General features: G+C 66.0%; 18 protein-coding genes and 1 pseudogene. 5 read left to right on the top strand and 14 right to left on the bottom strand.

What is annotated here, in order from left to right:
* Positions 1–50: 50 nt before the first annotated feature.
* From AC3WUM_RS01545 to AC3WUM_RS01525, 5 genes are read right to left on the bottom strand one after another with little or no spacing between them, the layout of a single operon-like run.
* Positions 51–1,409, bottom strand: coding sequence for an MBL fold metallo-hydrolase RNA specificity domain-containing protein (locus AC3WUM_RS01545; protein ID WP_492408937.1), 1,359 nt, complete (start codon positions 1,407–1,409; stop codon positions 51–53).
* 58 nt (positions 1,410–1,467) lie between these two features.
* A complete protein-coding gene (locus AC3WUM_RS01540; protein ID WP_492408293.1) occupies positions 1,468–2,487 on the bottom strand; it encodes a ribose-phosphate pyrophosphokinase in 1,020 nt (339 codons plus the stop codon).
* On the bottom strand, positions 2,484–4,583 hold the full coding sequence (locus tag AC3WUM_RS01535; RefSeq protein ID WP_492408292.1) for a heavy metal translocating P-type ATPase: 2,100 nt from the start codon (positions 4,581–4,583) through the stop codon (positions 2,484–2,486). Before AC3WUM_RS01535 ends, AC3WUM_RS01540 begins: the two co-directional genes overlap by 4 nt.
* Positions 4,580–5,245, bottom strand: coding sequence for a methyltransferase family protein (locus tag AC3WUM_RS01530; RefSeq protein WP_492408936.1), 666 nt, complete (start codon positions 5,243–5,245; stop codon positions 4,580–4,582). The genes AC3WUM_RS01535 and AC3WUM_RS01530 overlap by 4 nt, the downstream gene beginning before the upstream one ends.
* Complete coding sequence (locus AC3WUM_RS01525) at positions 5,235–5,480, bottom strand: DUF2933 domain-containing protein (RefSeq protein WP_492408935.1); 246 nt, start codon at positions 5,478–5,480, stop codon at positions 5,235–5,237. Before AC3WUM_RS01525 ends, AC3WUM_RS01530 begins: the two co-directional genes overlap by 11 nt.
* 220 nt (positions 5,481–5,700) lie before the next feature.
* Here AC3WUM_RS01525 and AC3WUM_RS01520 point away from each other — a divergent pair, with 220 nt between their 5' ends.
* Together AC3WUM_RS01520 and AC3WUM_RS01515 are read left to right on the top strand one after the other, a co-directional pair.
* Positions 5,701–6,381, top strand: a complete 681-nt coding sequence (locus AC3WUM_RS01520; protein ID WP_014159598.1) for a heavy metal response regulator transcription factor — start codon at positions 5,701–5,703, stop codon at positions 6,379–6,381.
* Positions 6,374–7,786, top strand: a complete 1,413-nt coding sequence (locus AC3WUM_RS01515; RefSeq protein WP_492408291.1) for a Cu(+)/Ag(+) sensor histidine kinase — start codon at positions 6,374–6,376, stop codon at positions 7,784–7,786. The genes AC3WUM_RS01520 and AC3WUM_RS01515 overlap by 8 nt, the downstream gene beginning before the upstream one ends.
* A gap of 157 nt (positions 7,787–7,943) precedes the next feature.
* On the opposite strand, the gene AC3WUM_RS01510 is transcribed toward AC3WUM_RS01515, so the two are convergent.
* From AC3WUM_RS01510 to mobH, 3 genes are all read right to left on the bottom strand, one after another.
* On the bottom strand, positions 7,944–9,197 hold the full coding sequence (locus AC3WUM_RS01510; RefSeq protein WP_377005452.1) for an MFS transporter: 1,254 nt from the start codon (positions 9,195–9,197) through the stop codon (positions 7,944–7,946).
* 128 nt (positions 9,198–9,325) lie between these two features.
* Complete coding sequence (gene adhP, locus AC3WUM_RS01505; RefSeq protein WP_377005453.1) at positions 9,326–10,351, bottom strand: alcohol dehydrogenase AdhP; 1,026 nt, start codon at positions 10,349–10,351, stop codon at positions 9,326–9,328.
* A 355-nt stretch (positions 10,352–10,706) separates the two neighbouring features.
* Positions 10,707–12,539, bottom strand: a complete 1,833-nt coding sequence (gene mobH / locus AC3WUM_RS01500) for a MobH family relaxase (protein ID WP_492408290.1) — start codon at positions 12,537–12,539, stop codon at positions 10,707–10,709.
* A 254-nt stretch (positions 12,540–12,793) separates the two neighbouring features.
* Between mobH and AC3WUM_RS01495 the strand changes: the two genes are divergently transcribed.
* The 3 genes and pseudogenes from AC3WUM_RS01495 to AC3WUM_RS01485 all read left to right on the top strand — a co-directional run bounded on the left by AC3WUM_RS01495 (position 12,794) and on the right by AC3WUM_RS01485 (position 13,980).
* Positions 12,794–13,114 (top strand): type II toxin-antitoxin system PrlF family antitoxin, encoded by a 321-nt coding sequence (locus AC3WUM_RS01495; RefSeq protein ID WP_014159635.1) that lies wholly within the window; start codon positions 12,794–12,796, stop codon positions 13,112–13,114.
* A pseudogene (locus AC3WUM_RS01490) lies at positions 13,114–13,573 on the top strand (type II toxin-antitoxin system YhaV family toxin). Before AC3WUM_RS01495 ends, AC3WUM_RS01490 begins: the two are co-directional and overlap by 1 nt.
* Positions 13,574–13,602: 29 nt before the next feature.
* Positions 13,603–13,980 (top strand): DUF3742 family protein, encoded by a 378-nt coding sequence (locus AC3WUM_RS01485; protein WP_014159637.1) that lies wholly within the window; start codon positions 13,603–13,605, stop codon positions 13,978–13,980.
* An 11-nt stretch (positions 13,981–13,991) separates the two neighbouring features.
* On the opposite strand, the gene AC3WUM_RS01480 is transcribed toward AC3WUM_RS01485, so the two are convergent.
* The 6 genes from AC3WUM_RS01480 to AC3WUM_RS01455 form a co-directional block, all read right to left on the bottom strand.
* Entirely contained in the window at positions 13,992–15,518 is a 1,527-nt protein-coding gene (locus tag AC3WUM_RS01480) for a conjugal transfer protein TraG N-terminal domain-containing protein (RefSeq protein WP_014159638.1), read from the bottom strand.
* Positions 15,519–15,531: 13 nt separating this feature from the next.
* Positions 15,532–15,873: a hypothetical protein gene (locus AC3WUM_RS01475; protein WP_014159639.1), complete on the bottom strand. Its 342-nt coding sequence runs from the start codon at positions 15,871–15,873 to the stop codon at positions 15,532–15,534.
* Positions 15,870–17,270 carry an integrating conjugative element protein gene (locus AC3WUM_RS01470; RefSeq protein WP_014159640.1) on the bottom strand — a complete coding sequence of 467 codons (1,401 nt, stop codon included), beginning with the start codon at positions 17,268–17,270 and terminating at the stop codon, positions 15,870–15,872. Before AC3WUM_RS01470 ends, AC3WUM_RS01475 begins: the two co-directional genes overlap by 4 nt.
* Positions 17,271–17,278: 8 nt before the next feature.
* Positions 17,279–18,196 (bottom strand): TIGR03756 family integrating conjugative element protein, encoded by a 918-nt coding sequence (locus tag AC3WUM_RS01465; RefSeq protein WP_377005459.1) that lies wholly within the window; start codon positions 18,194–18,196, stop codon positions 17,279–17,281.
* Between the two features lie 14 nt (positions 18,197–18,210).
* Positions 18,211–18,651 (bottom strand): TIGR03757 family integrating conjugative element protein, encoded by a 441-nt coding sequence (locus tag AC3WUM_RS01460; protein WP_014159642.1) that lies wholly within the window; start codon positions 18,649–18,651, stop codon positions 18,211–18,213.
* Between the two features lie 143 nt (positions 18,652–18,794).
* Positions 18,795–19,565 carry a DsbA family protein gene (locus AC3WUM_RS01455; protein WP_014159643.1) on the bottom strand — a complete coding sequence of 257 codons (771 nt, stop codon included), beginning with the start codon at positions 19,563–19,565 and terminating at the stop codon, positions 18,795–18,797.
* Between the last annotated feature and the right edge of the window lie 98 nt (positions 19,566–19,663).

Raw genomic sequence — 19,663 nt, 5'->3', positions numbered from 1 at the left:
CCGGGCGCGCAGGGTCGGCGGCGCATTGGCGGTCTGGTCGGCAGTCCCGGTCACAGCTCGAACACCTGACCAAGCCGGGGGACCGATACGGGCCAGCCGGTTTCCTTGTCGATGCGCACGCGCAGCGCCTCGGAGGCATCCGGTTCCCCGTGCACGACGAAGACGCGCGAGGGCGCGTGCCGGAAGCCGGAGAGCCAGCGCATCAGTTCATTGGCGTCGGCGTGTGCGGACAGTTCCGGCAGGTTGACGACCTGCGCATTCACCGGCACCCATTGCCCGTGGATCCTGACCTCGCGCGCGCCCTGCAGCATGGCTTGGCCGCGAGTCCCGGCAGCCTGATAGCCGGCGAACAGGATGGTGTTCTCGCGTTTCGGCGCGAAGGCGGCGAGGTGGTGAAGCACGCGACCGCCGGTCGCCATGCCGCTGGCTGAGATGACGACCTTGGGGAATTGACTGGCGGTGATCCGCTTGGATTCCTCCACCTCGCGGGTGTAGGTGGCGATCCCGCAGGCGGCATGGCAGATCTCCGCAGGCAATCGGTGGTCGGCCAGATGGTCGCACAGCAGTTCGCTGGCGTTGATCGCCATCGGACTGTCCAGATAGATGGGCACCGAACCCAGGCGTCCGGCCTGGCGCAGCTTCCACAGGTAGTAGAGCAGGAGTTGCGCGCGGCCCACCGCGAAGGCGGGAATGACCACCGTGCCGCCGCGGCCGACCGTCTTTTCGATGACGGCCCCGAGGGCTTCGGCCGCGTCGCTCGGCGCATGGGTCCGGTTGCCGTAGGTGGACTCGATCACCACGTAGTCGGCTTCGGCCACGGGCTGCGGATCGAACAGCATCGGGTCGTCGTAGCGACCCAAGTCGCCGGAGAACACGATGCGCTTGCCACGCCAGTCGATCTCCGCCGTGGCGGCGCCCAGGATATGTCCGGCATAGCGGAAAGTCAGTGTCGCGCCGTCGGCAAGCGAGACCGGCTTGCCGAATGGTACGTTGGAGAACTGCTTGAGCGCGCGCTCGGCATCCTGCACTGTATACAGTGGCAGCGCGGGCTTGTGCTTGCTGAAACCCTTTCGATTGGCGTACTCGGCATCCTTTTCCTGCAGGTGGCCGCTGTCCTTGAGGATCAGTTCGGCCAGGTCGCGGGTTGCGGCGGTGGCGTAGATGCGTCCGCGAAAGCCATCACGCACGAGCTTGGGCAGGTAGCCGGAGTGGTCCAGGTGCGCGTGCGTCAATACCACCGCGTCGAGTGCCTTCGGCGCGACCGGCAATGGCTCCCAGTTCAGCTCGCGCAGGTTCTTCAGGCCCTGGAACAGGCCGCAGTCGACCAGGATGTGCTTTCCATTGTGGCTCAGCAGATGCTTGGAGCCGGTGACGGTGCCGGCACCGCCGAATGAGGTGAGCTTCAAGATCGGAATCCTCAGGGTGTGAATGCAGCGATGTCGGCCGGGGGGCCATCGAAGCGACGCATCAAGTGTGGCCGCTCGTCCAGGCGGGAGGATCGCTGGCCGGGAAAGAATCGATACTCGCCCGGTCCACCTCGTCGAGCGGCTCGGGCGAGCGACGATGACGCACCAGGTTCGTCGCGCCCTCCTTGTCCGCGGCCAGCGCAAGCGCGATCAGTGGCGCCAGCGCGATCGCATTGCTCTCATGCCGCACGGCATCGGTGGAGACGATACGGCTGCACAGCGGCGTGAGCTGCTGGTAGGCGTCTTCGGCGAAGATGGCATGCACCACGGCAACGATGGGCGCCACAAAGCCCTGCTGAGGCAACTGCCGGGCGGCTTCGACCAGCGTGCGGCCGGAGGAGGCAATGTCATCGACCAGCACCGGTTGACGACCATGCCAGGCGGACAGGTCGGACACCGCGACCTCGACGTTGCGATCGCCGTGGCGGATCTTGCGCAGGACCGCGTGGGGGGCGCCGATGCGCTGGGCAATGGCGGCCACCCATTGCTCGCTTTCTTCGTCCGGACCGATCACCAAAGGGCTCTCCACCTCGGCGGCGATCCAGTCGGCCAGTAGCGGCGCGGCGTGCAGTGTGTCGGCTGGCACGGTGTAGAGTGCCGACAGCGCCGGGTAGCGATGTAGATGGGGATCGACCGTGACCAGGCGGTCGAAGCTCGACGACACGAGACGGGCGAAGCTGCGGGACGTAATCGCTTCTCCCGGGTGGAACCGGCGATCTTGCCGCATGTAGGCCAGGTAAGGCGCCACCAGGGTCACCTCGCGGGCACCCAGGTCACGGGCGGCATCGGCCGCAAACACCAGCGACAGGAAGCCGGGATCCGGCTGCGCCAGTGTCTGCACGAGAACCACGGACTTGTCCGCCACGTCGGCGGCGATGCGCACGTAGCTTTCGCCGTCGGGAAACCGGCGGGTTTCCAGCGTCCCCAGTTCCCACTTTCCGGCGGCGGCCAGTTGGCGGGCGAATGCGTCGTTGCCCGGAAGCGGCAAGATCAGTCGATCGGAGGACGCCATCGCGGTCATGCGTGCCGCCTGTAGAAACGAAGGAGTTGGGCATTGATGGCGACGATCACCGTGCTGGCCGACATGAAGACGGCAGCGATGGCGGGCGTCATCAGGAAGCCCGTCCCGAAGGTGATGCCGGCGGCCATCGGCACCGCGATGGTGTTGTAGCCGGTCGCCCAGATCAGGTTCTGCACCATCTTGCGGTAGGTGGCGCGCGACAGGCCGAGGATCGCGCCCACGTCGCGCGGATCGCTGCGCACGAGCACGACGTCGGCCGACTCCACGGCCACGTCCGTGCCCGCGCCGATGGCCACGCCCAGGTCGGCCTGGACCAGTGCCGGGGCATCGTTCACGCCGTCGCCCACCATGGCCACCGACAGGCCGCGTGCCTGCAGCTCCCGGATCTTCTCGGATTTCTGGTCGGGCAGCACCTCGGCGAAGTACTCGGAGATCCCGAGTTCCTTGGACACCGATTCGGCCACGCCCCGTGCATCGCCCGTCAGCATCACCGAGCGAATCCCCAACCGGGTCAATTCCGCGATGGCCTCCTTGGACTCCGGCCGTACGATATCGGCGAGCGCGAAGAGCGCGCGCGCCTGGCCGTCGCGTTCGAGCACGACGACGGTCTTTCCCGCGGATTCGAGCTGTCCAAGCCGCTCGTGGGTGATGGCGTTGCCCTGGCGGGCCAGGTGGCCCGGGCTGACGATGCGCACGCGCACATCGCCGACGACGGCGACGATGCCTTCGCCGGTGATGTTGCTCACTTCACTGGCCTTGGGGATGGCGATGTCGCGGCGCTTGGCCTCGGCCACGATGCCATGGGCGATGGGGTGCTCCGACTGGCTCTCCGCCGCCGCGGCGAAGGCCAGCTCCTGACGCTCGTCGCCCTCCTGCAGCAACACGATGTCGCTGACCCCGAAGCGCCCCTCGGTCAGCGTGCCCGTCTTGTCGAACACGACGGCATCCAGTCGGCGCGCGCGCTCGAACGCCGCCCGGTCACGGATCAGCAGGCCGTTGCTCGCGCTCAGCGACGTGCTGACCGCGACCACCAGGGGCACCGCCAGTCCCAGCGCGTGCGGGCAGGCGACGACCATGACGGTGACCATGCGCTCGATGGCGAAATTGAGCGGCGCGTCGAGCACCAGCCACCAGACCAGCAGCGTACCGACGCCCACGGCCAGGGCGATGTAGGTCAGCCAGGCCGCGGCGCGGTTGGCGATGTCCTGCGTGCGCGATCGGGTCTGCTGCGCCTTCTTGACCAGCTCGATCACCTGCGACAGATACGTCGCATCGCCCGTGGCCGTGACGCGGATGGTGACGGCGTTCGCGCCGTTGATGGCCCCGCCGATCGCGGTGGCACCGACGCTTTTGGTGACCGGGCGGGATTCGCCGGTGAGCATGGCTTCGTTGAAGCCCGAGGAACCCTCGGTGATCTCGCCGTCCACCGGCACCTTGGCGCCGGGACGAACGATCACGCGGTCGCCCGGCTGCAGCGCACTGATCGGCACGTCGCGCAGGCTGCCATCGGCGTCGATGCGGGTGGCGCTGTCGGGCAGCAGTTTGACCAGCTCCTCCAGGGCGCGCGACGCGCCCATGACCGAGCGCATCTCGACCCAGTGGCCCAGCAGCATGATTGCGATCAGCGTCACCAGCTCCCAGTAGAACTCCTGGCCCGGAAAGCCGAAGGTCACGGCCACCGAGAAGACGTAGGCCGCCGAGATGGCCAACGCGATCAGCGTCATCATGCCGGGCTGGCGCTTGCGCAGTTCGGAGACGACGCCGACCAGGAACGGCCAGCCGCCATAGAGATAGGCCACGGTCGACAAGGCGAACAGGACGTAACGATCGCCGCGGAAGGCCAGCACCTCGCCCAGGCCCAGGGCGTGCTGGATCATGGGCGACAGCGCGAGGACGAACGGAGTCAGCAGCAGCGTGACCCAGAAGCGCCTGCGGAAGTCGGCGACCATGGCACCGTGGTCGTGGCCGGCATGCCCGGAATGTCCGGCGTGAGTGGAGCCCGCAGCGCTCACCACGGCTTTGGCCGGCGGCGACGGAGAATGGGCGTGATTGCCGTGATCGTGATGATGCTGCGCGTGCGGATCATGGGGATTCATTCGATCTGGCCTTCTTTGGTTTTGAACAGGCGACCGAGCCGCGGCAGGAAGGCCGGCACATCGCTCGCGTAGCGTCGATACTGATCCCCGAACGCCGTCTCGATCTCGCGTTCCTCCTGCTTGGCGAGCCGCCAGTACATGACGAGCAGGATCGGCAGCATCACGCCCGTCACCAGGGTGGGCCACTGCAGGAAAAATCCGATCAGCACAAGGACGAAGCCCACGTACTGCGGATGTCGCACGTGGGCGTAGGGCCCGGTCGTGGCAAGGGCGCCGGCGCGCTGAGCCTCGTGCAGCACTCGCCAGGCGGAGGCGATCAGCCAGAATCCGGCACCGATCAGGACATAGCTCAACAGGTGGAATGGATTGAGGTGGGGATCTCCGGACCAGCCGAAAAGTGCGGGCCAGATATGGCCCGCGTCGTGGGACAGGGGGTCCAGCCCGGGAAAGCGATTGCCCAGCCAGCCCGCCAGCAGGTAGAGCGTCAGCGGGAAACCGTACATCTCCACGAACAGCGCGACGATGAAGGCCGAGAAGGCACCAAGCGAGCGCCAGTCGCGGGCCGTCGCCGGCTTGAAGAAGCTCAGGGCAAACAGGATGAAGATGCCGGCGTTCACCAGGGCCAGGAACCAGAGCCCATAGGCAGGCGGGTCACCGACCATCGCGATCGCCCTCCTTGCGATGGTCATCGTGCGCGCCATGACCGCCATGACCGCGGTGCATGAAGAAATGCATGCCGACGCAGATCAGCAGAGGCAGCAAAAGGGGGAGCGCCCCGAGCAGGTGCGCCCGATGCTCCAGCCACAGGAAGAGCCCCGCAATGAAGAGAAAGACGCACAGGGTGAGGACAGCCGGGCTGCGCCACGCTCCTCGCTTCCGACCAGGGATTCCGCTCATCTCGACGCTCCAGAGGGTGTGTTTGACGGTCGATGGGACGGCCATGACGACATGCCGATCGTAGGAATGGCGCGCTGTCGGGCCAGTTACGCGTCGATTACAATCATGTAATTTTTCAGTCACCTTCGTGGCAGCTTTGCCTCGCTACAGTGAAGGGCAATCTCAGGAACCGCGTCCTGACGGGCCAGAGGCGCCGAACCGGCGCATGCGTGGACTTACGATGAAACTTCTGGTTGTCGAAGACGAGCACAAGACTGCGGACTACGTACGCCAAGGGCTTACCGAGGCCGGGTTCGTTGTCGACTTGGCGCGCGATGGGCCCGATGGCCTGCACTTGGCCACGACCGAGCACTACGACCTGATCGTGCTCGACGTCATGCTCCCGGGCATTGATGGGCGGAAGGTCCTGCAGTCCATTCGCGCCACCGGCAACCAGGTTCCGGTGCTTTTCCTGACCGCCCGCAGCAGTGTCGACGATCGCGTCCAAGGGCTGGAACTGGGGGCCGATGACTACCTGATCAAACCATTCGCGTTCTCGGAGCTGCTTGCACGCGTGCGGACCCTGTTGCGCAGGGGAGGCTCGCCCGCGCCTCACGACCGCATTCAGATCGCCGATCTGGAGCTGGACCTTGCGCGCCGGCGCGCCATCCGGGCCGGGCACCGTATCACCCTGACCAGCAAGGAATTCGCCTTGCTCGAACTACTGGCACGACGCCAAGGTGAAGTGCTGCCGCGTTCGCTGATCGCCTCGCAAGTCTGGGACATGAATTTCGACAGCGACACCAATGTCATCGACGTCGCAATCCGGCGGTTGCGCGCCAAGATAGACGACAGCTACGAGCCCAAGCTCATCCAGACCGTGCGCGGCATGGGGTACACGCTGGACATCCCGGATGCCTGACAGGCTCGCATTTCTTCGCCGCCCGGCGTCGCTCTCGTCGCGGGTGACCGGGCTGGTCGGCATCGCGATGGTGGTGGTGTTCCTGATCTTCAACTGGATCAGCGTGCGATCGCTGGAGCGGCATTTCGCCGAGATGGACGAGGAGGAACTGGGCGTGATCTCCAGTTCGGTCATCCGGGCATTGGGAGAGGTGCGCGACGGAAGCGATGAACAGGCCCTGCGCCGTGCCGTTCGAGGGCATCACGGCGTTTACTACTTTGTCGCCGACGCCGCCGGAAAGACGCTCTATGCCCCGAAGGATGGCCCGGACATGGCGAGCTTCGCCCAGCGCGTGCCTCCCGTCCCTCTCAGGGGAAAGCACAGCATGACGATCTGGGAGGAGGACGGCAAATCCTATCGTGGTGGCGTTGTTGTTGCTGGCGGCGACGCCGACCTGGGCGAGGTCTACACGATTGCGGTGGCCATGGATATCGGCGGCCATCTCGACTTCATCAAGAGCTTCCAGCGCATCCAATGGTGGACCATTTGCGTGGTCATGTGCATCGCGATCCTGGTGGCCTGGTTCGCTGTCCGATGGGGGCTCATTCCGATCCGCAGGGCCAATGAAAAGATTCGCGCCATCACCTCCTCGAAACTGTATCTGCGGTTGGATCCCAAGTCCGTCCCGATCGAGCTGGAGGAAACCATCGCCTCGTTCAACGACATGTTGGGGCGCATCGAAGACGGTTTCGAACAGTTGGCGAATTTCTCCGCCGACATCGCCCACGAGTTGCGCACGCCCGTCACCAACTTGATGACGCAAACGGAGGTGGTGCTCGGCCAGGCCCGATCGGCCGATGAGTATCGGGAGATTCTCTACTCCAACCTGGAAGAGTTCGGGCGGCTGAACCGCACGATCAACGACATGCTCTTCCTTGCGCAGACCGAGAACGATCCGGGAAACCTGAATCTGGAGAGCGTGAACTTGAAGGACGCCATCCAGGGGTTGTTCGAGTACTTCGAGGCCCTGGTCGAGGAACGGGGCGTGAAACTCGAGGTTCGCGGTCAGAGCGTTCCGGTTCGTGGCGACCGGGAGATGCTGCGTCGGGCCCTCAGCAACCTGATCTCCAATGCGATCCGATATACACCCAACGGCCGAACGATCACGGTGAGATTCATGCAGAACGATCGGGACGTCGTGATCAGCGTGGAGAACCCCGGTGAGAAGATCCCGACCGAGGAGCTCTCGCGAATATTCAATCGCTTCTATCGGGTGGATCATGCCGCGCACAGGAAGGGTGAAGGCGCCGGCCTGGGGTTGGCCATCGTCAAGTCCATCGTCGAGGCGCATGGCGGGTCGGTCAGCGTATTGTCCGACGAGAGGATGACCAAGTTCATCATCCTTTTGCCGCTGGCCGATGGTTGAGACGCACGCCCTTCATCGGCACGTATAAGCGGCCTGCTTGATTATTGGGAAGGCTTGATGCCGCATCGCCTCCTTCAGACTTCGCCATATCGAGGGCTGCCGCTGCGCCCTGCCGAAGCCAATCCATGCCGCGCGTTCCCAACTGACTCGCCAAGGATCAATGGCGAGGACAACTGCAGAATCGGGCACCTCGTTCTGGCCAGAGTCGTGAAAGGCCGAGTGTCATCATGAGCGAAGACAGGGCCAGTGCCCAGACGATGACAAACTGCCTGTCCGCGCTGATGACGGCGACGGCGAGCGGTGCCAGTGCCGGTCCCAGGCTGGTAGCCGATTGCTGCAGACCGAGCCTCGCTCCGGAAGGTGTTCCTTCGCCACCGATCCAGAGGCTGGTTAACAGCCGCAGGCTGGCGCCGGCCCAGCCGGCCATTGCAACAAGAACCGCAATTGCGACCGGGCTCCTTGCCATCGGAAACAAGAGCAGGGAGGTGCTGAACAGCGTCAGCATCAGGAAGGCCAGCGCTCTAGGGCTCGCAATCAACCAGGGAAAGTAGACGTGGAAGAGTTGGGCGGCGAGCATCGCAAAACCACAAAGAGCAAGCATCCCTGCCACGTGCTCTCGCGAGAGAATGAGTTGACTGCCAGGCACGAGCAATACCATATGAAGAACGGCGAGGCCGCTCGTGCCCAGCAGCGTGAGGGTTAGCAGTCCAAGCGCTCCGGCTGGTGTCGGCCGGTTCCCGCAGGCCTCGGCGCGATAGCCCGTCGAGCGTGGTGGCAGGCAAGCAAAAAGCATTAACCCTGCGGTGAGTCCGATGATCAAAGCGACCATCGCCAGAGGCAGGGTTGGCAGGAAGCGCGTCGAAAGCTCACCGAACAGTGGACCCAACATGTCGCCTAGAAAGACGAAGGCTGTCAGCCAGGTGAATCTTCTCGCTTGAGTGCCCCTATCGCCGGCACCGAGACTGGCTGCAAGTAGCGCCAAAGGGATGATGGCAGCGGAGCAGGCGCCAGCCAGCGCGCGCAGCACATACAACCATGCCAGTGGTGTTGCTCCGGTCGCGGTTGTCGCCAGCGCGAGGATGACGAGCGTGGTGCGCAGCAGGATGCGATAGTCGTAGCGGTCAGCAAGCCAGCCCCACAATGGCGCCAGCAGCAAGGCACCCACGGGATGAGCGGCTGCCAGTCCGGCAGTGTGGAAGCCTTGTGAATCGACAGTTGATTCACCGAGGCCCTCCCGGACGAGATCAGGAAGAAAGGCAAGGACGCCCGTCTGACTGGCCCCGGCGGCGGCCACGGCGATGAGGAGTAGCGCGAAATCGCTTGGTCCCGATTCCCCTTGGCGCGAACGGGTCAGCGACTTGCCTGAGCGCTCTCCTTGTCGTGCGTAGGCGTATCGATGACTCGTGTCCATGCATAAACGATGCTTGATGATCGAGAAGGGTTCGAGGCGTCCAACGTCGCCGCACCCTCGCCGACGACGACCTGAGAGGCGCCGAGGCGACTGAAAATGGTTCGGGACGGCCGCCCGCTCCCCGGTTATCAGCCGAGATCGAGCACGATCCTTCCTTCGATATCGCCCTCGTGCATGCGTGCGAAAATGTCGTTGATCTTCTCAAGCTTCTCTGTATGCACGGTGGCATGAACCTTCCCTTCCCCAGCGAAGGCGAGAGCCTCTTGGAGATCGAGACGGGTTCCAACGATTGATCCCCGGATGGTGATCCCGTTGAGTACGGTATCGAAGATCGATATCGGGAAATCTCCAGGGGGGAGTCCGTTGAGCGTCACCACGCCTCCACGACGGACCATGCCCAGGGCCTGTTGGAATGCCTTGGTCGAGACCGCCGTGACGAGAACTCCTTGGGCGCCGCCGATCTCCTTGCGGATGCGAGCGCCGGGATCTTCGTTGCGAGCATTGACCGTGAACGTCGCACCCAGTCTTGAGGCCAGCGCAAGCTTGCGGTCGTCGATATCGACCGCGACGACATTCAGCCCCATCGCCTTAGCGAACTGCACCGCCATGTGGCCCAAGCCACCGATGCCGGAGATGGCGACCCAGTCGCCTGGCTTGGTCTTGGTCACCTTGAGGGCCTTGTACACCGTCACTCCGGCGCATAGCACGGGGGCGATCTCGACGAAGCCGACGTTCGCCGGCAAGAGGCCCACATAGTTGGCGTCCGCAAGGACATACTCTGCGAAGCTGCCGTTGATGGAATAGCCGGTATTGATCTGTTGTTCGCAGAGCGTTTCCCAGCCTCCGAGGCAGTGCACGCAGTGTCCACAGGCACTGTAGAGCCAGGGCACTCCCACTCGATCGCCTTCCCGAAGGTGGCCGACTCCGGGGCCGACCGCCACCACGTCCCCCACGCCCTCATGTCCCGGAATGAACGGCGGTGTCGGCTTGATGGGCCAGTCACCCTCGGCGGCATGGAGATCGGTATGGCATACACCAGACGCCGCGATCTTCACGAGAATCTGTCCGCGGCCGACGGATGGCACTGGGGTTTCCTCGATGACGAGGGGCTCCCCAAATGCGCGGACCACTGCAGCTTTCATGGTTTTTTGCATGACGTCCTCGCCTAAGTTGTTGGATTCATGGCTAGAGAATGGCGATCAAGCGATTCTCAATCGCCGGGTGCTCAAGCTTCGTTCGATATGGATGGCGGTTCGTGAGGTCCAAGCCGCATTCGCACACGAGCGCCCCTCAGCAATCTCCGCGCAAAGCGGGCGAAGTCTGAGTGATTCATCGGTCTTGGGCAGTGCGTGAAGGCCGCTCGGGGTAGCGGTTTCACGTTAAGAGGGCAAATCTGTCGGAGACATGACCCGAGTATTACGGTATGGAAATCACCAAGTCATGTAGGCAGCGTTGATATCGAATGTGCCGTGAAGCGAAAGAGCGAGTTCTTCCTGTGGCAGACATCCGTTAGCTCTTAAGGAGTGAGAGATAGGGATTGTTCGGGGGAAGCTGCTCGAAAAATCCATGTGGATTGTCGAGCAGGTAGCCATGCAGTCGCCGCGACTTGCGTTGGCCCGTGACCTCGCATGTCCAGATGTTCAGGCCACTGTCCTGCTTGCGATGGAGTTGCAGCTTCTCGAACCGCTTCTGCAGCCACCGCCAATCAGCCATGCCCTCCTGCTTGGCGAGAAGGGCCGTCTGCGGATGCTCCTGCGCGTAGCGCTGGAATACCCCGGGGCTGACCAGGTATGCGGTGTCCGCAACGGTATGTACCAGCGCCTTCGCGTCATTGATGATGAGCTTGCGCGATCGGATGGCCCGGATGAGCCATTCGATGAAGTGCTCGCCCGAGGGTTCTTGCGCGTGACCGCTCGCCTCGGGGGCGGCGTGCGTCGGAGTCAGCGTCTTGGCGGCGGTCTGGCCGGCTGGCTTCGCGAAGGCCGACGCCATGGCATCGGTGGCGGTAGGCTCAGAAGCGGCGAACAGTTCGAGTAGCGCATCCACTCCGTCCGCGGCGGTCGGCTCGGCAGGCGGATCCCTTGCCGTTGACCCACTGGTGGCAGGCGGCGACAAATGCACGGGGGTCTCAATACGCATGCCTGCCACGCCCGGCGCGTCGGCCGTGGCGCTGGCCGGTTCCGGTGCGGTGTCCTGCTCCACTTGGACCGTACCGTCGTAGGGTGCGGGCCGTTCGGCCGATTCCCAGATCAGAGCGGGCGACAGCTTGAGGAAGGTGAAGCTGTGCGACCAGCCTGTGTCGCTGGTGACGGTCGCCTTCCAGATGGCCTTGCCATCGGCCGTCGCTTGCGCGATCCCGTGATCCTGCAGCACATTGAACACCGACGTGTTGTTGGCCGGGATGCCGTCCACGCCTTGTGCCAGCAGATGGGCGCGCAGCTTGTCGCTGACCGTCTTGCTGACCAACCACAAAGCATCCTGCGTCAACCACCCGTCCGAGGCCTGGGGCTGGTTGAGCTTGAACTCCTCCTTGAGCAGGTAGCGCAGGCCATCCAATAGTTTGCGCTGGAGCGCGTGGCGCGGCGCGGCCAGCGCCTTGCTGGGATCGCCGCCCAGCTCTTGCGCCACCGAGGCCTGGTCGGCCAGCCGCACCAGCTCGCCCAGCGTGCCGGCGTGCTCGTACTGGCCGGCCAGCACGTACAGCAGCGCGGCCCACAGGTCCGGATACCCGCTGAGCCAGTCGAGGATGTACCGGTCGAGCAGCTGGGTGTAGAGCAGCCCGGTGGCGGCGCTGTGCAGCCGGTACTCGCGCTCCTTGCGATACCGGAAGCGATATGGGCGTTTCAGCGGCCCGTGCCACGGATGCCAGGCGGTTCCGTCTGCGTACTCGACGTACAGGTCGACTGCCACCTTGCCGATGTCGTGCAGCAAGGCGGCGTAGGCGGCTCCGGCGGTCCACGCCTCGGCCTGCGCGGCCTGGATCTCGGGCGGTGCGCCCGCGGGCAGCAGATGGGACTGCCGCAGCTTCAAGGCATAGGCCACGATTTCCAGCCCGTGGTCGAGCATGCCACCCGGGTAGGCGTGGTGATGGCTTTCGGAGGCGGGAAAGGCTTGCACCAGCTCGGCGTATCGTTCCAGTGGCGCCAGGTACAGCGACGCGAACTGCTTGCGCGAGAGCGAGGTTCGCTGCCAGATGTGTTCCAGCAGTCGCTGCCGGCGCGAGGTCGCCAGCAGCGACGCGGCCGACGCCGGCCGCGTTAGCCCTTTGGGAGGCTCGCTGACGGGCGTAGGCGACGGGCCGGTGGTCGGGTGAGTCCGTTTGCGCTGGAACAAGGAGAGCATGCTGAAACCCGAGTGATGGGCCGACAGGGAGAACCTTTTCGCCTTTTTGGGTAGGGCCTTTCCCCTTGACCCCGTTCCCTTCGCCCCTTGCCGGCCCTTTGGCCTTGACCCTTTGCGTATAGGGCAGCGACGGTTCGGATGCCTGGATCAAAGCGATACCCGGCAGCCCGGCATCTTGGGCGGTCACGCCGAGGGTCGATTGACGTGGTAAGGAAATTTCCTTACCATGCAACCGTTGAAACAGGAACCCGACCATGCCGACCGTCCGCGAGCAGGCCACCATCACCTCCAAGGGGCAGATCACCCTCCCCAAGCCGATCCGGCAGGCGCTGGGTGTCGACGCTGGCGGCAAGGTGGACTTCGAGCTGCGCGAGGACGGCCAGGTCGTGGTCAGCCGCGCCGAGGCGGAGCACGAGGATCCGGCCATTGGGGCCTTCCTGGGCCTGCTGGCCGAGGACATCCAGGCCGGGCGACACATCCGCGGCCTGCCCGACGAACTGGCGCGGGCCATGCTGGCGCAAGTCGGTCGCGACGACGGCCTGGGTGAGGAGATCGAAGGCGAAGTGGCGCTCTGATGCAGCGGCACGGCTGGACGCTGCTGTTCCACGCGTGCGTGGTCGAGCAGTTGCAGAAGCTCCACGCCGCCGCGCAGCGCGCCGAGCAGAACGAACCGGAGGGGTTCGAGTCGAACGCCAACGTCAAGCTGTTCCGGGGGTTGAGCCAGTTGATGCTGGAGACCGTGCCGACTGATCCGGCTCGGGACGAGTATCGCCAGGGCAACACCCTGGGACCAGCCCACCGCCACTGGCGGCGGGCCAAGATCGGAAGACGGTTCCGGCTGTTCTTCCGGTACGACTCCAAGGCGAAGGTGATCGTCTACGCCTGGGTCAACGACGAAACGACGCTGCGGTCGTCGGGCAGCAAGTCCGATCCGTATGCGGTCTTCAAAAAAGATGCTGGGCCGCGGAAATCCGCCCGACGACTGGAACGCATTGGTGGCCGTAGCCCGACAGGATTGGAGCAAACTGGAGTAGCCATCCCACGCATGTAGCAGGTGACGACGATGGGCACGAAAACCCGCATCAGCAACGCAGAGCGCTTCGGCCGCTGGGCCGGCGGGATGTGGCGTGGCGGCGTCCGTCGCGAGCGCCGGCTCGCCGGCCGGTTGGTAGCGCGCGGTCTGCCCCCAGGCGCGGCGACGGCGCTGCTGTGGCTCGTGAAGCTGGCCGTGCTGGGAGTACTGCTGTACGCCGCGTTCTGGCTGGCGCTCCTGCTGGTATTCGCGGTCGCCGCCGCCTGGGCCATGCAGCACGGCACCGCGGACCAGGAAGAACCCGACCTGCTGAATCGCCAGGCCGAGGAACGCGATCACCGCGAAGGCCTCTTCTACCACCCCGCATCCTACAACGACGATCCCGATCCTCGATTCGAGGACGACTGATCCCGGTCGCGCTACTTCTTGCCGGGACTCGCCGCACTGATCAGGATGCCTGAGCCCCTGCCTCCCGCCTGCGCCGCATCCCTGGTGCCCGCGGCCAGTCCCTGCAAGAAGTTGCCGGCCCGGATGCCCGTCCAGGCCAGTGCCGTCACCCAGAACGCGGGGAGCACCAGGAACATCGTTGCGAGCACGTAGTTGAGCAACATGTCGCCGAATGCGTTGTTCAGCCCGATCAATGGATCGAAATTGCTGTGCGGCCGATTCCAGCCGAATCCCCAGCCATAGAGCGCATCCAAAATGGTCGAGTCGATCCACCTGGCCAACTGGAACCAGAAGTCCACGAAGAAGAGCGCGAACTGCACCACGCTGACGGTCACCAAGGTCTTGAGGTCATAGGTGCCAACCAGGAGCGCGAGCGGAATGCAGATCACCAACGCCATCTTCAGCAGCGCCAGCACCATCGGCAGTGCTTGCCGCATCACGTCCATCGCAGGAAAGAAGCCCAGCGCACCGACCGTCATGCCGACGTCGCTCGCAGCGCGCGTGACGATGTTCGGCAACGTCATCTCGATCTGCCCGCCGTAGTCGGAATAGACCGCACCCTGGTTCAACTTCTGCTGCCGCGGCGACGCGATCGCGCGGATCACAGAGTCATCCACCTGATCCCGACTCAGGAAGCCGGCCCACCCCGCAACACGCGTCAGCAAGCTGGGGTCCACCTGTTGCAGTAGCCGCGAGCGCAGCCCATTGCCGTCCGACCACCACTGCCGGCAGGTTGGATAGCCGGCGCCGCTGGGCACCTCGGCCAGGCCGGCATCGCGATTGCTGTCGTAGGGCCAACCCTCGCGGGGGGACCTGGAACGATAGGTGTCGTAGAAGCCCGGCGTGTCCACGAAGAAGCGCGAGCCGATCCAGGTGACGTCGTGCATCTGCTCCTCGGTGAGATCGGGACGGTCCATGAACAGCCGCGCACGCGCAGGCCCGTAGCAGTTGTGGGTGAAGTCGGCCACCTCCTGGGCCAGCACCGGGTCGGCGATGCGCGTGTTGTCGATGTCCATGCGGATCTGTCGCAGGTCCGTCCCACACGGAATGGCCGCGACGGATGCGCCCGTCACCGCGCGCGAGATCGCGTGCATGAAGAACCACCACACCGGCACCCGCGCCGACTGATTGTTGAGCGTGCTGAACGACTGCGACCAGCCCGTCTCCGAAGGCTCCGGCACGTTGACCTGGCATTGCGCCGAGCGTGAGCGATCGAACTGCAGCGTGGTGAAATCGACGTCGATGAACGGGATGCCCGCGAACATGATGACGACGATCGCGACGAAGACGCGGTTCTCGATACGGGCCGAACTCAGCACGCCCTTGTTACCTTCGTCCGCGCCTTCGGCTCGTGCCTTGAGCCATTCCTGGATCACGATCGCCAGGAAGGGAATCGCGAACACGCCGCTGGCGACCAGCACGTTCCAGACGCCGTTGTGGACAATCCACGAAACCAGCGTCAGGTAGTACTCCAGGTAGTCGGTCGTGTAGAGGGTCATGGGGGACTCCGGCTCATCCGGCCTGCATGAATTGGCTGACTTCCAGCGCGACGACCGCGAGCACCGCGGCCACCTCCACGCGCAGCAGGCGCTGGCGCGCGCCGCCTTCCGGCTCCCGTGCGTGCAGGCGCCGGCGCATCCACAGCCAGCCGTAGACCGTGACGGCATAGAGCAGCAACCGCCAGACCAGGAACCAGCCCGCGTGCGCATCCATCCACTGTCGCCAGCCGTCGATGCCGCCGGCCATGCGGATGCCGACCAGGTTGACCACGGCGGCGGCGATCAGCACCAGGACCAGTACCAGCAACGCCAGCAGCGCGCGGGCACTGTAGCGGCGGACGGCGACCCAGCTCACGGGTTGTTCCCGCTCGGTGGTCGTTGCAACTCGTCGATCCGGTTGCGGGTCGGATCGCCCTCGTAGATGCCGCGCGAGCCGGTCGAGCGCGTGCTGTGCCGCTGGATGATGGCGGTCGGCGAGTTGCTCGCCAGTTCGCGGCGCAGTTCGAGCTCCGTCTTCAGGTTGAGGATCTCGCGGTCAAGGATGTCGCTCTCGTGGGAGACGGCCTTCTGCGCCAGTTCGTTGGCAGAGACGTTGGGCTCCTTGCGCCCGGTCAACAGCGTGCGCTGCAGTAGCAGTGCCTTCTCCAGCACGCTCGCCAGCGCCACCTCCGACGCGAGGCGCCTGGCCAGGATGTCTTGGTCGGGCTCGTCGCGCAGCGCTTCGATCACGCCGCGCGTGATCGGCAGGGACGCGGCGCTGGCGTCCTGCAGATTGGCGAAGCTGGTCGGCCGGCTGCCGGCCACCAGTTCCTGTAGCGCTTGCAGCTTGGCTTCGTACTCCTCCTGGATCAGCGGCGTCAGGCCGACGCCCGGCGTGGTCGTCGTCTTGGTGCAGGACTCGCAGGTGCGCTGCTCCTGCTCGCCCAGCACGCGCACGGCCCAGGCGGCCGCGTCGTCGGGCGAGCGCCAGGTCTCGCAGGCCAGGTTACCGTTGCAACTGCCGGGGTCGATGCTGCCGGTGGCGGCGACGTCGCGGCCGTTGAGCAGGTTGTAGCCGGCGCGGGTCACGTCGCCGACCACGCGCACCGGGCGCTGGCCCTGGCCGCCGGCGTTGCTGCCGCCCACCCAGGGCACGCCGTTGTTGCCGCGGTTGGCTTCGGCCTCGTCGATGGCGGACACCGCATCGGTGCTGGCGACGGCCTGCGTGAGCGCCATGCCCTCGGCGATCTGGTCCCAGCCGAGTTGGCCGCCGGCCGCGTCCGCCATGCGGTTGGCGATGGCGCGGCAGGTCATCTTGCTGCGGTCGAAATCCAACCGCGCCTGCAGCACGCCGTTGGTGAGCAGGTTGTAGAGGCCGGGGTCGGCGCGCTGGATGATCAGCGCCGGCAGCGAGGCGACCGCGGCGGTGGCGTTCTGGATCACCGACGACATGATGGTCTGGAAGCCGTTGGTGAGCCCGTTGAGCTGGTTCTGGATCGTGGTCGAGAGCGACATGTCCCCGCAGATCAGGTTGCTGTTCCAGCCGATGCCGACGCCGATCGAACGCATGTTGGCCGCGCCGCTCATCGAGACGGCGCGGCCGCCGCCGATGCTGTAGAGCACGTCGTCGCCGATCACGCTGCCCTGGTGCTGCACGCCGTATTCGTTGACGCTGGTCTGCGCGCGCACGTCGAGGCCGGTCAGCAGCAGCGCGACGACGAGCGCGGCCATCTGCAGGCGATGGGAGGGACGGGAGGGAATGTGGGCGGTCATGGCGTGCCTCAGTCGAAGTCGGTGCTGCCCAGGAAGACCTGGCCGCGCCGCTCGCAGCAGCTGTACGGCCGCCAGAGCGCCCAGGCGTAGTCGCCCTGCTGGGCCTGCACGCGGGTGTTGGTGTGGGGGAAGACGGCGCAGCTGTTGGAGAGCGTGGGCGTCAGCTCCTGCCACTTGCCGGTGCTGGCGTCGCTTTCCATCAGCTCGCCGGCCGGCCAGTAGCCGTCGCGCGCCTCGGCCAGCAGCGACTGGTAGACGTGGATCTGCCCGCGGCGGGTCACGATGTCGCCGGCGCGCTGGGCGACGACGGCGCCGGACTTGTAGTCGTCGGTCTGGTGCAGGAAGCCGCCGCGCGGGTAGACGTTGCCCCACAGGTTCAGGCCGGTCCGAGTGCCGACCTCGCGCCGGCCCGGGATCAGCGATTCGGGGTACACCATCTCGGGCACGTTGTAGCGCCAGGCGAGCGTGTCGAGCGTGCTCAGCAGGTACGGCATGAAGGCCGTGCCCGCGCCCTCGCAGGCGTAGCCGGAGGCGCTGGCGAACTGGCTGAATACCTGGCCCCCAGGGTGGCCGATCACGTCGGCGTTTTTGAACTTGGCGAGGTTGTTCTCGTTGTCGTGGTTGGTGGTGCCGTCGCCGCCGTCCTCGGCCGTCGGATTGGGCGGGCTCATGAACCGCACTTCGGTCCACGGGTTCTCGCCGGTGTTGCTGTAGCTCGACACCACGGCGTCGGGAACGTAGTGGCGCACCTTCACCGAGGTGCGCACGGTGCAGCCGGTCCAGGTGCAGTAGAGCCAGTAGCAGATGCCGACGACGCGGTATTCGAGGCAGTCCGGCGAGAGCGTCGAGGCGACGATCGTGCCGGTGTTGATGGCGTAGGACGAGCCGGCGGCCGCGAGCATGACGGCGGCCGCGCCGTTGCGCATGCGGCGCGAGAGCTTCATGGCCGGCTCCTGCGGTGGGCGTCGATGCGGGCGACGGCCTTGGCCACGTCGGGTTCGCCGTAGACCACGTAGCGCTGGTCCACGACCACGGCGGGGATGGTGGTGACGCCGAGGCTCCAGGCGTCGACCACACCCTGATAGGCGGTGGCGAGGCGCGTCTGCAGCGGGGCGCCGCCGTCCTTGAGGCGCTGCCGGACGAGCGCGGCGCCGCGGGCGGGATCGCTCGGCAGGTCGGCGGCCAACTCGGCCTCGATGCGCGCGGCTTGGTCCAGCAGGATGACGCGCGCGCCGGCCGGCGCCTGGACGGGATGGCGGCTGTCGGTCACGACGATCAGATCGTCGTTCGCGTGGGCCGCCGCGCCGGCCAGCGCGGCGAGCAGCGCGACGGCCATCAGGCCGCGCCGCCACGCCGGCGAATGAAGGGACGAAGTGGGCATGTTGGAACCGCCGTGGATGGGTGATGGCGATAGTCCACTCCAGCCGGCGGGCGGGCACGACAAACAAACTGGCAGCGCCGTGTCCCGATTTACCGGGCAGGCCGGCGCGCGGCAACGCGGCGCCGTAGCCTCGAAGACCTCGGCTACCTGGGCATGTCGCCATCGGGGATGGTGGACAGTTCGGGCGTCCCGGCCGGGGAGGCCGGCGATTCGTTGGACGTGAGCAGGTCCAGCGCGGACAGCAGCGCGTCGGCTTCGACCGGGCCGGGCAGCAGCAGGGACTGGCCGGTGGTCTCGTCGCGCATGCGCACGGTCGGCGTGGCGACGATGCCGTCGCGGCTGCTTTCGCGCGCCTGGACCTGGACGCGCGCCAGCGCGCGCTCGCTGTCCACGCAGCGTTGCAGCGCGGCGGACTGGCCAGGAAAGCGGGCCTGCTCGGGCAGGCCCTGGCCGTCGCCGCGGGTGTGCTGGTAGATCCAGGTCACGGCCTGCCAGAAGGCGGCCGGGCCGCCGGTCTCGCCGGCGCACTCGGCCAGGCTGGCGAGCCGGGAGGCCGCTGGTTCATGCGCCGGTAGCGGCAGGTGGTGCCATTGCAGGCGGGTGTCCGGGTGCTGCTCGATCCAGGCCAGCACCTCGGGGAAGTAGGTCTTGCAGTGCGGGCACTCCAGGTCGGCGTACAGGACCAGCGTGAAGCGGGCGTTGGCGGCGCCGTGGTGCCAGGGCGGCCCGGCCGGCCGGGCCGGTGCCGGCGCCTGGTCGCCATCCGACAGGATGGGCGCTGGCGTCGGGGCGTCGGGCGCCGATGGCCCCGACAGGCGCCAGGCCAGCAGCAACAGGAGCACCAGCGCCCCGGCGGCGGCGAGCCAGACAAGGCGGCGCCGGGCGCCGCGGGAGGAAGGAACGGTCGGTCGCATCGCTGTCGCTGTGGTCGGGTCCGGGGCGGGTTGCCGTGGTCCGAGTCGAGCACGAGGGCGTTCGCGCATGGTTCAACAATCCGGCATGGCCGGCGTCC

The sequence above is a fragment of the Hydrocarboniphaga sp. FW305-C-57 genome (assembly GCF_058783045.1).
The sequence above is the reverse complement of the archived record's forward strand: the minus strand, read 5'-3'. Positions and strand labels throughout refer to the sequence as shown.